Annotated in this window: 10 protein-coding genes and 1 tRNA gene; 7 read left to right on the top strand and 4 right to left on the bottom strand. The window is 71.7% G+C overall.

What is annotated here, in order from left to right:
* Positions 1-80 precede the first annotated feature (80 nt).
* Both OO54_RS39855 and OO54_RS39850 read left to right on the top strand, forming a co-directional pair.
* A tRNA-Arg gene (locus OO54_RS39855) sits at positions 81-153 on the top strand.
* Between the two features lie 112 nt (positions 154-265).
* Entirely contained in the window at positions 266-724 is a 459-nt protein-coding gene (locus OO54_RS39850) for a hypothetical protein (protein WP_033212377.1), read from the top strand.
* Between the two features lie 27 nt (positions 725-751).
* Here the strand turns inward: OO54_RS39850 and OO54_RS39845 are convergent, their stop codons facing one another.
* Both OO54_RS39845 and OO54_RS39840 read right to left on the bottom strand, forming a co-directional pair.
* Entirely contained in the window at positions 752-2,437 is a 1,686-nt protein-coding gene (locus OO54_RS39845; RefSeq protein WP_033212379.1) for a hypothetical protein, read from the bottom strand.
* 436 nt (positions 2,438-2,873) lie between these two features.
* A complete protein-coding gene (locus OO54_RS39840; RefSeq protein WP_033212375.1) occupies positions 2,874-5,492 on the bottom strand; it encodes a serine hydrolase in 2,619 nt (872 codons plus the stop codon).
* A gap of 162 nt (positions 5,493-5,654) precedes the next feature.
* Between OO54_RS39840 and OO54_RS39835 the strand changes: the two genes are divergently transcribed.
* From OO54_RS39835 to OO54_RS39825, 3 genes are all read left to right on the top strand, one after another.
* Entirely contained in the window at positions 5,655-6,356 is a 702-nt protein-coding gene (locus OO54_RS39835) for a GOLPH3/VPS74 family protein (protein WP_033212373.1), read from the top strand.
* Positions 6,357-6,580: 224 nt separating this feature from the next.
* Positions 6,581-7,441, top strand: coding sequence for a helix-turn-helix domain-containing protein (locus OO54_RS39830; protein WP_017241059.1), 861 nt, complete (start codon positions 6,581-6,583; stop codon positions 7,439-7,441).
* Between the two features lie 181 nt (positions 7,442-7,622).
* On the top strand, positions 7,623-7,823 hold the full coding sequence (locus OO54_RS39825; RefSeq protein WP_033212371.1) for a DUF397 domain-containing protein: 201 nt from the start codon (positions 7,623-7,625) through the stop codon (positions 7,821-7,823).
* A 96-nt stretch (positions 7,824-7,919) separates the two neighbouring features.
* Here OO54_RS39825 and OO54_RS39820 read toward each other — a convergent pair whose 3' ends face one another.
* A complete protein-coding gene (locus tag OO54_RS39820) occupies positions 7,920-8,753 on the bottom strand; it encodes a hypothetical protein (protein ID WP_033212369.1) in 834 nt (277 codons plus the stop codon).
* Positions 8,754-8,835: 82 nt separating this feature from the next.
* On the opposite strand from OO54_RS39820, the gene OO54_RS39815 reads away from it, so the two are divergent.
* Together OO54_RS39815 and OO54_RS39810 are read left to right on the top strand one after the other, a co-directional pair.
* Positions 8,836-9,618: an SDR family oxidoreductase gene (locus OO54_RS39815; RefSeq protein ID WP_033212367.1), complete on the top strand. Its 783-nt coding sequence runs from the start codon at positions 8,836-8,838 to the stop codon at positions 9,616-9,618.
* 151 nt (positions 9,619-9,769) lie between these two features.
* Positions 9,770-11,308, top strand: a complete 1,539-nt coding sequence (locus OO54_RS39810; protein WP_033212365.1) for a sodium:solute symporter family protein — start codon at positions 9,770-9,772, stop codon at positions 11,306-11,308.
* A gap of 82 nt (positions 11,309-11,390) precedes the next feature.
* Here OO54_RS39810 and OO54_RS39805 read toward each other — a convergent pair whose 3' ends face one another.
* Positions 11,391-12,509: an ADP-ribosylglycohydrolase family protein gene (locus OO54_RS39805; protein WP_033212363.1), complete on the bottom strand. Its 1,119-nt coding sequence runs from the start codon at positions 12,507-12,509 to the stop codon at positions 11,391-11,393.
* Positions 12,510-12,839 lie beyond the last annotated feature (330 nt).

Below are 12,839 nucleotides of genomic sequence, written 5' to 3'. Positions count from 1 at the left end.
CCCCATATCCCCCCGTCCCCCCACCCCACCACCCGCTACACTGACGGCGGCGACCAGACCCCACCGGTCCATCGCCGTCCGCCTTCGTAGCTCAGGGGATAGAGCACCGCTCTCCTAAAGCGGGTGTCGCAGGTTCGAATCCTGCCGGGGGCACCGGGAAAGAGACCGCCTAGTGGCTTCACTGGGCGGTCTCTTTCGTGTGGGCCGTGTCGTGTGCGGCTGTTTTCGTTCGTGGGTGGCTGGTTTCTGGCGGGGGTGGTCGTGGATGGCTGAGGAAACGGGCGGGGCAGGGGCGTTGCCGTTCGTGGATGAGCACGTGGTGGAGGTGGAGGTCGGGGGCGAGGAGCTGTGGGGGCGGGTCGTCGGGGGCCTTGAGAGGTCGTTGTCGGGGGAGGGTGGAGCGCGGTACGCGCGGCTGGTGCGGGCTGAGCCGAGGGAGGCGGGTGGGCCGCGACCGCTCGCGGAGGGATCGGCGTACCCCGGGTTCAGGGTGGTGCGTGCCGTGCGGGGGAGGGAGCTGGCGCTCGCGGGGGCGCACCGGTTCTCGACGTACAGCCTGGTGTTCCGGATCGAGGACCTGGAGGACGGAAGGGCACGGCTGCGCGCCGAGACGAGGGCCGCGTTCCCGGGGATGGCGGGGCGGATCTACAGACTGCTCGTCATCGGCAGCGGCGGGCACGCCATCGGGATGCGGCGCATGCTCGCCGGCTACCGGAAGGGCTGAGGCGGCCGGGGACCAGGGCCACGGGGGTCAGCGGAGTTCTTCCGGGCAGGGGGTGCCGCGGGAGAGTTTGTAGGGGGCGGCGAGGCGGTAGACGCCGGCCTTGGGGGCGATGAGGGTGGTCCATTCGTCGCCCTCGACGTCGGCCTCGGTCTTGAAGAGGCAGCCGTTCTCGTTGGCGAAGACCTTGGGGAGTTCGGTGTCGGACTCCTCGCGGGCGAGCTTGGAGGCCTCGGTCTCCTGGGGGGCCTCGATCTTGTGGCCCTGGTCGTCGAGGAGGGCGAGCCAGGGGGAGTGCGGGACGCGGATGAGGACGCGGCCGGGCCGGTCGACGCGGATGACGACCTCGTTCTCCTCGGCGCTGAGCACCTGGGCGGGCGCGTCCGCCAGGGGCGTCGGGTTCTCGACCTCGTAGAGGCGCCAGTTGGCGTCGGACCAGACCTGCTTCAGGTACGGGAGGCCGCCCTCGACGAGTTCCGCCTCGCGTTCGGCGCCCGAGTCGGGGGCGCCGGTGGGCAGCACGACGTAGTGGACGGCCCAGCGGTCGAGCCAGTCCTGGTAGTTCACGGCGTTGAGGGTGTCGTCGTAGAAGAGCGGGTTGCGCTCCATGTCGGCCTGACGGTTCCAGCCCCGCGCGAGGTTGATGTACGGGCTGAGGGCGGAGGACTCGCGGTGACTGGAGGCCGGCACGACCTCGACGCGGGCCTTGCGGGCGTCGCGCACCTGGAGCTGGTTGACCAGCGGGGCGAGCTCGCGCGCCCAGGAGGCGTCCGGGGCGGTGCGGATGACGTCGTCGACGCCCTTGAAGCCGATCCAGAAGTTCAGCCCGGCGAAGGCGAGCAGGAGGGCGTACCACCGGCGTGAGCGGGGCGCCGTGTACGGCAGGGCGGCGAGCAGCACGACCCCGGCGAAGAGCATCGGCAGCCGCGAGATGTTCGAGCCGATCTGCGAGTCGATGAGCCAGGTGAGCAGCGTGCCGACCGTGTAGACGGCGGCGGCCGTGCGGACCGTGCGCCAGTCCGCCGGGACCAGCAGGAAGACGAGCACGCCGAAGAGCAGGGGCAGCGCCGTCGAGCCGAAGGCCATCGGCTGCGTCCCGGAGAAGGGGAAGAGCCAGGAGGACAGGGCGACGACGGCCACCGGGGCCAGGCCGAGGGCGTACGCGCCGGGGCGCCGCTTGTTGAGGAAGAGCGCCGCCGCCGCGATCCCGAGGAAGAGCCCGGCGACCGGGCTGCACGCGGTCGCGAGACCGGCGAGCGGGGCGGCGACAGCCGCCTTGGCCCAGCGTTTGCGGCGCCAGCGGTGCGGCCAGCAGAAGACGGCGGCGACCGCGCCGAGCGCGAACATCATGCCGAGACCGAAGGTGACCCGCCCCGACAGGGCGTTGCAGAGGAACGCGAAGACCGCCGCGACCGAGCAGGTCAGCGGATTGCGGACCGCCGGCACCCGGACCAGGATCAGCGCGGTCAGCGCGGCCGACAGCGTGCCGGCGACCATCATCGTGCTGCGGACGCCGAGCAGCGACATCAGATACGGCGAGACGACGCTGTACGAGACGGGGTGCATCCCGCCGTACCAGGCCAGGTTGTACGCGGAGTCCGGGTGCCGTCCGACGAACTCGGCCCACGCGTCCTGTGCGGCCAGGTCTCCCCCGCTGTTCGCGAAGAAGTAGAACCACAGGACGTGGGTGAGTGCGGCGAGGCCGGTGGCCGCCATGACCGTGTAGCGGCGCTTACGCCGCGGAGCGGGTGCCGGCGGCGGCGTCGAGGCGGGTGCGGGGGCGGGCCGCTGGGTCGGAAGCACTATTCGCTGGAGCGAAGAGCGCCCGGTATCGCTGCCGGTGCCGGGGCCGCGGTCGGCGTCACCGGCATCGGCGTCACGGGCTTCGCCGGCTTCGCGTGGGTCACGCGTCTCACGGTAGACGTCGGGGTCGGAGTCCGCGCGGTCGGAGCGTGTCGGCTCTTGGTGGACGGGGTCGGGGTCCGCGCGGTCGGCGCGTGTCGGCTCGGCGGTGGTCACTGCGGCCCTTTCCCGTGCTTCCCGTCTCGCTGCTCGCTTCTCGCGTGGTTCACGCGCGCATCTCGTCCCCCGGAGACGCTAACAGCCGGGCGCCCCGGGGATCCGGGGCGCCCAGCCGATCAGGTGGTGCGCCTCAGCCCAGTCGCGTGAGCTTCTTGTCGAAACCGGGCTCCACCAGGTCCGACCCGAGGGCGACCGGGGAGCTGACCTTGCCGGCGCCGGTGCCGATGGAGACCTGGCCGATGATGTCGCCCGCCTTGCCCGAGTGCGGGACGACCTTGCCGCCGTCGGTGAGCTCCAGCTTCACCTGGAGGCCCGGCCAGCCGATCGCCTTGAGCTCCTTGGTGGCCACGACCTCGGTGCGGCCGCCGAGACCGTCGTCGATGTAGCCGAGGACCTGCCCCTTCTTGACGACGGCGGCGGAGGTGACGTCCTTCTGGGCCGCCTGGATCAGCTTGAGGCTGTTGTCGATGGCGAGCTGCAGCTTGTCGTTGAGCAGCTTGGCGTCCTTCGCCCCCATGACGATGCCGAGGATGCGGCGGTTCTTGCCGTCCACCACGGTGTTCGCCGACCAGAGCAGGTTGCCGCCGGCGGGCGTGGACGAGCCGGTCTTGATGCCGTTGACACCGTCGTGGAGCAGGATGTTGTTGTTGTTCTCGATCCGGCCGGGGATGCCGTCGACCGTCATGTTCGGCATGTTCACGATCTCGCGGAACACGTCGAACTGCATGACCGCCTTCGCCAGCCTCAGCTGGTCCTGCGGGGTCGACATGGTGGTGTCGAGCAGGCCGGACGGGTCGGTGTAGACGGACTGGGTCATGCCCAGGTCCTTGGCGGCGGCGTTCATCTTCTCGACGAACGCGGCCTCGGAACCGGCGTCCCAGCGGGCGAGCAGCCGGGCCACGTTGTTCGCGGAGGGGACCATCAGGAGCTCCAGGAGCTCGCGCTCCGTGTAGACCTGGCCCTCCTTGACCGCCGCCGTCGACTCGTGTGCCGCGCCCGCCTGCTCGGCGGCCTTCTTGTCGATCGTGATCTCGGGACCGCCCGCCTTCCCCTTGATCGGGTGGTCGCGGAGGATCACGTACGCCGTCATCGTCTTCGTGACGCTGGCGATCGGGGCCGGCGTCTGCGGCCCGTACTGGCCCATGGAGCCGACGCCCTCGACCTCGATGGCGCCCTGGCCCTCGTTGGGCCACGGCAGGTCGAGCGCGCCGCCCTGGAAGGTGAAGGTCGGTGCGGCCGAGAGGGTCAGGACGGGCGCGGGCAGCGGCCTTACCATCTGCACGATCGCAAAGACGATCAGCATGAGCAGCACCAGCGGGGTCCAGATCCGGACCCGTCGCACGGTCGTCCGCACGGCGCTCGGCGCCGGCGGCGGCGTGTTCGTCAGCTCCGCGAGCAGGTCGAGCGGCGGCAGCGGCGGCAACGGCTGCTGCCGGGTCCGCTCCGGCTCCGCGAGCGCGGCGGGCGGCACGTCGGCCCGCTCCGCGGGCGCGGCGGGCTTGGCGGCCGCGGGTGCCTGGGCCGGGGACGGCGCCGAGGGAGCCGCCGGGGACGGACGCGACGGCGCCGAGGGAGCCGCCGGGGCCTGCCGCGCCGCCCGCGCCTCCTCCGCCTTCCGCTCGGCGGGGATGTCCGGCCGCAGCGGCAGGAAGGTGCTGGTGCGCTCGCTGTCGGCGTCCGCCGCCAGGCCGGGCGGAAGCTTCAGCGCGGTCGTCGGCTGGTCCACGGCGGGCGCGGCCGGCGGGCGGACCATCTTGAACATGGTCGTCGGCTGGTCGACGGGCTCGTCGGGGGCGGGGGCGGAGGCGGGCGCGGGCGCGTCGTCGGCCGGCTCGGCCGGCGCTTCCGCCGCCGGCTCGGCCACCGGCTTGACCGCCGGCTCGCCCGCCGAAGCCTTCGCCGGCTCCTCGGCGGCCTTCGCGGCAGCGTCCGACTTCCGGGCGGCGAACCACGACGCGGCGGAAGCCTCGGCCGCGGTCCGGTCCTCGTCGGCCGCCTTGTCCTCGACGGCGGCCCGGTCCTCGACCGGCTCCTCGTCGCCCTCGTCGTCCACCTCGGGCTCGGGCTCGTCCTCGGGGTCGTCGTCCTCGGGGTCGTCGCCGGGCTCGGGCTCGTCGGCCTCGGGCTCGTCGGCCGGCTCGTCCGCCGGGTCGTCGGCCTCAGGAGCGTCGCTGTCGACCTCAGGAGCGTCCTCAGGGGCCTCGGGGGCCTCAGACGCCCCGGACGCCTCAGAGGTCCCCGCCGCGGCCCCACCGTCCGCCTCAGGCGCGGCCGCACGGTCAGCGGTGGCCATCCAGGCCGTCACGGCCGCCTTCAGGCGCGCGCTCTCCGGCTCCGACTCGGCGCCAGAGGCCCCGGAGGCCTCGGGGGCCTCGGCGGTCCCGGGGGTCTCGGCGGTCCCGGAGGTCTCGGCGGTCCCGGAAGCGGAAGTCTCCGTCACGACGTCCGCAGCGGATTCCGTCCCGGCGTCCTTCGCGGATTCCGTCCCGGCGTCCGCCGACTCCGTCACGTCGTCCGCCTGGCGCGGCGCGTCGTCCTCCGGAGTTCGGGGTGCCAGGGTCTTGAATACGGCGGTGGGTTGGTCGACCTGGACCCGTGCGGCGGGCTCGGACGACGAAGGCTCTGACTCGCGGAGTACGGAAAGCCGCGGATCCCGGCCGCCGCCCGGGGTCACCGTCTCCTGCGACGACCCCTGCTGCTCCGCCCTGTCGGGGGACTCGCCCGCCACCGTGCCTCCTCCATGCGTCATGCGTACGTCCGAACCGTCTACCAGTGTCCTGTGTGAACCCCTTGGCTCCCGTGCTAGACGAGAACGACATACCTACTGGTTCCCGGATGAACCACCCGGGCACTCTCGACAGATGAATGTGAGAGGGGTCACCCTGTCATTCATCCACGCGGGGAGGCATGGATGGGCAGGAGCCGCAGAACCATTCCGGAAGAGCTTCTGCTGCTCGCTCTGGACCCGACCACGGGTACCACAGCGCAGCCGCAGTCGCTCGACCTCGGTCTGGCCGGAGCACAGCTAGTGGAGCTGGCGCTGGCAGGCCGGATAGCCCCTGACGGGGATCGTATCGCCGTGGTGATGCCACGGCCGACCGGAGATCCGACACTGGACTCCGCACTGGAGCTGCTGCGCAGGCGCGGCAGCCCGGTCCGGGCCGTCCACTGGATCGGCGGGCCCCGACTGGGGCTCCGTCAGACGTATCTCTCGCATCTGGAGCGATGCGGCATGGTGCATGCCGTGGAGACCCAGATGTGCGGGGTGTTGCCGACGACTCGCTACCAGGCGACGGACACGGCGATCAGTCGGGAGATCCGTTCCCGGCTGGACAGTGCGATCCGCACCGGCGTACCGCCGGACCCGCGGACCGCGGCGCTTGCCGCGCTGGCCCACGCGGTCGGTCTCGGCAAGCACCTCTACCCCGGCAACGAAGGACGGTCGTCGCGGTCCCGGCTGCGCGACCTGATCCGGCACGACCCGATGGGCGGCCTCGTGGCGCACGCCGTGATGGACGTCCAGAACGGTGCCGCGGCGCCACCACGCCGCGCGCCGGCCGCGGGTGTTCCGGCGCAGCCGCGGGGCGGCATGGCCCGCGCGGCCGTGCACTGATCCACCGCGTGCCCGGGCCTGTCCGATCCTGATCCGCCGGACAGGCCCCGGCCGCACACCACGTACCAACCCGGGAGCCGCACGCGTGTGCGGGGCGGTCTGGACGGCCGTCCCGCACACGTGTGTTGTCGTCGTTTCCCAGCGCACACCCGGCCATTGGTGGCAGTCTGCCAAGCGGTAGATACTCACAGCTACGCAGCAGACCAGCCGGAGGTGCAGTTTCCGTGGCGTCCAACGTCAACCCCACCGTCAGGCGACGCCGATTGGGCCAGGAGCTGCGCAAGCTCCGCGAGGCGAAGAACATGACGGCCGAACAGGTCGCCGAGCGCCTCCTCGTCTCCCAGTCCAAGATCAGCCGACTGGAGAACGGCCGCCGCTCCATCAGCCAGCGCGACGTGCGCGACCTCTGCGGGGTCTACGAGGTCGAGGACGAACGCATGGTCGACTCCCTCATGCAGATGGCCAAGGACTCCCGCCAGCAGGGCTGGTGGCACGCCTTCGGTGACATCCCGTACAGCGTGTACATCGGTCTGGAGACGGACGCGGAGAGCCTGCGGATGTACGAGTCGCAGATCATCCCGGGGCTGCTGCAGACTCCCGCGTACGCGGAGGCCGTGATCTCCGGCGCGATGCCGGAGTCGACGCCGGCGGACATCGAGAAGCGGGTCACCGTGCGCACCCGCCGCCAGGAGCGGATCCGGGACGAGGAGCGGCCGCTGCGACTGTGGGCGGTGATCGACGAGGGTGCGCTGCACCGGATCGTGGGCAGCCGGCAGTTGATGGTGCAGCAGCTGGAGCACCTGATCGAGCAGTCGCACCTGCCGCACGTCACCGTGCAGGTGATCCCGTTCGAGATGGGCGCGCATCCGGGGATCAGCGGGCAGTACTCGATCCTGGAGTTCCCCGACACCTCGGACTCCAGCGTCGTGTACATCGAGGGCGTGACGAGCGACCTGTACCTGGAGAAGGCGCAGGACGTCGGCAAGTACAGCGTCATGTACGAGCACCTCAGGGCGCAGGCGCTGAACGTGGACCAGACCCGCGAGTTCATCGCGAAGATGGCCAAGAAGCACGCCCAGGGCTGACTCCGGGTCGACCGGGGCAGGCACGGTACACCCCGTGATCGCTCCCACGGAAGTCCAGTTGGAATATGCCACCCGGTCGTGTGAACGCCGGTCCCGACCGGCGGGACCGGCGAGTAGCGTCGATCACGCCGGCAAGAACGTCGGCTCGACAAACCCACTGGCAGAACCGGAGTTGAGCAGAATGGCGATCATCCAGGGTGCGACCGACACGTGGACCAAGTCCTCCTACTCGGGTGGGAACGGAGCCTGCGTCGAAGTGAAGTCCCCGGTCATGGCCGCGATCGCGGTGCGGGACTCCAAGGCCCCCGAGGGCCCGTCCATCAACTTCGGACCGGGATCGTGGAACGTCTTCGTCGGCGAGGTGAGCACCGGGGCCCTCTGAGCCCCGTGCACGCACGACGTCACCAGCAGTACCTGAAGAGCCCTCTCGTCCGGTCCGCCGACCTGGCCGAGGGGGCTCGGTCGTTCTCGGGAGCGGTCAGCGCAGCTGGTCCACGTACAGGTCCGTGCCGGGGACGGTGGGGATGAAGGGGGCGACGAGTTCGACGCGGGCGGTGTCGGAGGCGAGGGTGTCGAGGTCGGCGAAGTGGTCGGCCCAGCAGTGGCGGGGGTCTTGTTCGAGGAACCAGAGGAGGGTGAGGCGGGTCTCGACGCCTTCGACCTGTTTGACGTAGGTCATGCGGTCGCCGGGGAGGGGGGTGGGGCGGAAGACGGTGACCATCGCGGCCGGGGAGCCGGTGAGCCGGCGGGGCAGGTCGTGGGTGCGGAGGCGGTCGAGGAGTCGTACCCGGGCTTCGGGGCCTTCGGTGTCGACGACCTGGAGGACGAGGCCGGCGTAGGGGTGGTCGAGGGCGTGGAAGTCGCGGGGGCCGGCGGCGCCGTCGCGGTAGACGGTCGCCGCGTGGTCCTGGAAGGACGTGAAGACGTGGGTGCGGCTCTGGTGGACGCGGCCGTCGCGGTTGAGCCGCTTGTTGATGCCGACGGTCCACTTCATGTGGTCGTCGTAGCGGCCGTCGGTGATCCAGTAGGTGGAGAGGTAGCAGCCGGCGGTGACGGGCTGGGCGACGGCGGACTTCTCCGGGCGGCGCAGTTCCTGGAGGTCGCGGGTGGCGACCCAGCGGCGGCCGGCGTACATCCAGGGCATGGCCATGGCGCCCGCGTAGTAGTGGTCGTCCTCGTACCAGCGGTTGTACGCGTACTCCTGGCCCGGATGCGGTTCGACCATGGTGATCAGCGCGTGGCCGGGGCGCACGCCGTACGGTCCGACGGACGCCAGTTCCGCGTAGGTCTCGCTGCGGGTCTCCTCGCTCACTCTCGTACCCCTTCCCAAGTCGGTGACGGAGACCTACTCTGACGGACCGTCAGATACTTGGCCAGGGTCGAGGAGGGTCCGGATGCTGCTCCAGGGGAAGACGGTCGTCGTGTCGGGGGTCGGCGCGGGGCTCGGACACCGGATCGCCGAGACGGTGGTGCGGGACGGCGGGAACGCGGTGCTCGGCGCCCGTACGGCGGCCAACCTCGCCAAGTCCGCCGCGGAGATCGACCCGGAGGGGCGGCGGACGGCGTACCGGGCCACGGACATCACCGACGAAGGACAGTGCGGGGCGCTGGCCGCGCTGGCCGTCGAGCGGTTCGGGGGGATCGACGCGGTCGTGCACGTCGCCGCCTGGGACTCCTATTTCGGGGGCCTGCAGGACGCGGACTTCGCGACCTGGCAGGCGGTCCTGGACGTCAACCTGCTCGGCACGCTGCGGATGACCCGGGCCTGCCTGCCGGCACTGAAGGAGGGCGGGGGTTCGGTGGTCCTGATCGGGACGCAGTCGGCGGTGGCGGCGCCCACGCAGGTCCGGCAGGCGGCGTACGCGGCCTCCAAGGGGGCGCTGACCTCGGCGATGTACTCGCTCGCGCACGAGCTGGGGCCGCACCGGATCCGGGTCAACACGGTGCTGCCGGGGTGGATGTGGGGACCGCCGGTGCAGGCGTACGTCCGGTTCGCCGCGCACACCGAGGGGGTGCCGGAGGCCGACGTCCTGGCCCGGCTCACCGAGCGGATGGCACTGCCGGAGCTCGCGACGGACGGCGACGTGGCCGAGGCGGCCGCCTTCCTCGCCTCGGACCGGGCGCGGGCGATCACGGGCCAGTCGCTGCTGGTCAACGCGGGCGAGCTGATGCGCTGACAGACTCCAGGACATTCACATCCATGAACAAGGGTCAGTAAGCAGAACGATTTTACTCGCCCTTGACCCTCCCTTGCATTGTCGCGCCCTCACAACTCCCCACACGATGAACCGCGTTCACAAGACGGACCGGTTCTCATGGAGGGGCGCAATGAACAGTCTCGACTGGGTCGTGCTCATCGGCTACTTCGGCGTGATGGTCGCGATCGGCGTCTGGTCCCACAAGCGGGTGGACACCGTCTCCGACTTCTTCACCGCCGGCGGCCGGATGCCCTGGTGGCTCTCCGGCATCTCGCACCACATGTCGGGATACAGCGCGGTGATGTTCACCGGATACGCGGGCATCGCCTACACCTACGGCGTCACGTCCTACGTGACCTGGTCCTTCCCCATCGCCATCGGCATCGCGATCGGCGCCCACCTCTTCGCACCCCGCCTGAACCGCCTCCGCTCCCGCCTCCGGGTCGCCTCCCCGCTCGAATACCTCAAGGACCGCTACGACCTGCCCACCCAGCAGGCCCTCGCCTGGTCCGGCGTCCTCCTGAAGATCGTCGACGTCGGCGCCAAATGGGCCGCCATCGCCACCCTGCTCTCCGTCTTCACCGGCATCTCCCTCAACCAGGGCATCCTCATCACCGGCGTCGTCACCGGGATCTACTGCACCGTCGGCGGCCTCTGGGCCGACGCCCTCACCGAACTCGGCCAGTTCGTCATCCAGTTCCTCGCCGGCATCGCGATGCTCGTCGCCGTCCTCGGCGAGCTCGGCGGGTTCAGCGCGCTGTGGACCGTGTGGGACCGGCCCGAGCTCCACGGCCACACCGCGCCTACCGCCGGCCCCTACACGCTGACGTTCCTCCTCGCGTACCTCTTCATCAAGACCTTCGAGTACAGCGGCGGCATGTGGAACCAGGCCCAGCGCTACATGGCCACCCCGTCCGCCCGCGAGGCCACCCGCTCCGGCCGCCTCTCCGCCGTGCTCTGGTTCGTCTGGCCGCTCGTCCTCTTCTTCCCCATGTGGTGCGCGCCGCTGCTCGTCGACCCGAAGAAGCCCGACGGCTCCGACGCGTACGCCCTCATGACCGAACAGCTACTGCCGCACGGCCTCCTCGGCCTCGTCGTCGTCGGCTTCTTCTCGCACACCATGGCCATGTGCTCCTCCGACGCCAACGCCATCGCGGCCGTCTTCACCCGCGACATCGCCCCCGTCCTCAGCAAGGCGGCACGGAGCTGGACCCAACAGGCCGGACTGCTCGCCGCACGCTGGTCGACGATCGCCTTCCTCGCCCTGTCGATGGCCGTCGCCACCCAGGTCAACTCCCCCACCTTCAAGGACATCATCACCGTCGTCATCAAGTGGGTGGCCGGCCTCATGGGCCCCATCGCCATCCCCTTCATGCTCGGCCTGCTGCGCACCTTCCGGAAGTCCGGCCCCACCGCCGCCCTCGTCTCCTGGGCCGCCGGACTCTTCGTCTTCTGGCTCACCAACTACGGCCTCGACGGCGTCGAACTCCAGATCCAGATCGTCTCCCCGCTCGCCACCTCCCTCGTCCTGTACGTCCTCATCGGCCTGATCAAGCCGGAGGACACCCCCGAGCGGGACGCGCTCCTGGACCGGATCGGGTCGGACGGGGACGGCGCCTCCACCATCCCCGCCCAGGCCGGCGAACGGGCCGAACAGCCCCGGGGGTGAACGGTCGAAGCCGGCTGCGGGAGGCCGCGAGGACCGGGCTCGTCGCGGAGGCCGCGGCCCCGCGGCCCGCGAGGACCGGGCGTCAGGCCCTCGGGTAGCGCGCCAGCCAGCCCGGTGCGGACTCGGCCGCGGTGTGGAGGGCGGCGCCCTGCGTCATCTCCATCGAGAAGTCGTCCGCCAGCTCCAGAACCGTCGCACGGCCCTCCAGATCGGCCAGCCAGGCCGGCGGGAGGGCCGTCTCGCCGTGCAGGACGCCGAGCAGCGCGCCGGTGAGCGCGCCGGTCACGGCGGACGGACCGTCGTGGTTCACCGCGAGCCGCAGCCCCTGCCGGACGTCCTCGCCGACCAGCGCGCAGTACACGGCCGCCGCCAACTGCCCCTCGGCCCGGTCCTCGCCGGCCCCGAGAGCGGCGACGCGCTCCGCGTCCGGCGCCCCCTCCCGTACGGCTCCGAGGGCGCGGGCCAACGCCTCGGAGACCGGCTCGTGCCCCGGGCGCACCGCCACCTGCTCCACCGCCCGGGCGACCGCCGCCTCCATGTGCGCCCCGCGCGCGAGACCGTGGACGACGACGGCGAAGGCGCCCGACGCGAGCGTGGCCGCCGGGGCGCCGTGCGTCTGCGCCGCGCACTCGACGGCGAGCTGGCAGACGAGCTGCGGCTCCCAGCCGACGAGCAGCCCGAACGGCGCCGAGCGGACCAGCGCGCCCGAGTCGGCGGCGTCCGGGTTCTTCGGCTTGTCGAGAGTGCCGAGCCGCTCGTCGCCGAGGCCCGTGAGGCAGGCGCGGGGCGGGTTCCGGCGGGTGTAGAGCCACTCCTCGCAGGCGAGCCAGCCGTTGTCCTTGCGGCGCTCGTCGGGACCCCAGTCGCGCTGGGTGGCCGCCCACCGCAGATGGGCCCGGTGGACATCGGTCGGCGGATGCCAGGCGCCGATGTCCCGGCGGACCTGCGCCCGGATCAGGCCGTCCACCGTGAACAGGCTCATCTGCGTCGCGGCGGTGACGGCACCGCGGCGGCCGAACGCGGGGACCGGGTCGCCGAGTCCGTCAGGTCCGTGGGCCTCCCGCAACTCCGCGAGCGTACGCCCCTCCGCCCCCGCGCCCAGTGCGTCGCCGAGCGCCCCGCCCAGCAGACAGCCCCGCACCCTCGCCCGGAAGTCCTGCTGTTCTGCACGGCCCCAGACGGCTGCGGCGGTCGTTGCCACGACGTGCCCTCCCCCGGTCGGCGGATCTCCCTCGCCGCACTGTAATCGACCGTCTCCGCCCGTCCCGTGGCCACAACGTTATGCGTTCCGACTCCCCCCAGACCCCTTTTGCCCGCTTTCCCCCTGCGGGCCTCCGCCCCCCACCCGCCGTGTGGGCAATCGTCCCGCTGGGGCGGGACGGGTGGGCACACGGGACGGCGCCCTCGGCGGCGCCTCCGCCCCCTGAGCCCTGACCCGCACCACTGGGTCGGCGCGCACCGGGTGCGGGTTCAGGCGCGGAAGCCTGGGCCCGGCAAGGGGCGCCGTCCGTTGTGCCCACCCGTTCCGCCC

This window comes from Streptomyces wedmorensis (genome assembly GCF_000716445.1).
Lineage (GTDB): Bacteria > Actinomycetota > Actinomycetes > Streptomycetales > Streptomycetaceae > Streptomyces > Streptomyces wedmorensis.
This window is presented reverse-complemented; position numbering and strand designations above follow the sequence as displayed.

Bases quoted from the DNA above. Each gene is read 5' to 3' on its own strand.
- OO54_RS39845 (WP_033212379.1), bottom strand. From the start codon at position 2,437: ATGGCGGCCACCGGCCTCGCCGCACTCACCCACGTCCTGTGGTTCTAC.
- OO54_RS39815 (WP_033212367.1), top strand. From the start codon at position 8,836: ATGCTGCTCCAGGGGAAGACGGTCGTCGTGTCGGGGGTCGGCGCGGGG.
- OO54_RS39835 (WP_033212373.1), top strand. From the start codon at position 5,655: ATGGGCAGGAGCCGCAGAACCATTCCGGAAGAGCTTCTGCTGCTCGCT.
- OO54_RS39850 (WP_033212377.1), top strand. From the start codon at position 266: ATGGCTGAGGAAACGGGCGGGGCAGGGGCGTTGCCGTTCGTGGATGAG.
- OO54_RS39840 (WP_033212375.1), bottom strand. From the start codon at position 5,492: ATGACGCATGGAGGAGGCACGGTGGCGGGCGAGTCCCCCGACAGGGCG.
- OO54_RS39810 (WP_033212365.1), top strand. From the start codon at position 9,770: ATGAACAGTCTCGACTGGGTCGTGCTCATCGGCTACTTCGGCGTGATG.
- OO54_RS39825 (WP_033212371.1), top strand. From the start codon at position 7,623: ATGGCGATCATCCAGGGTGCGACCGACACGTGGACCAAGTCCTCCTAC.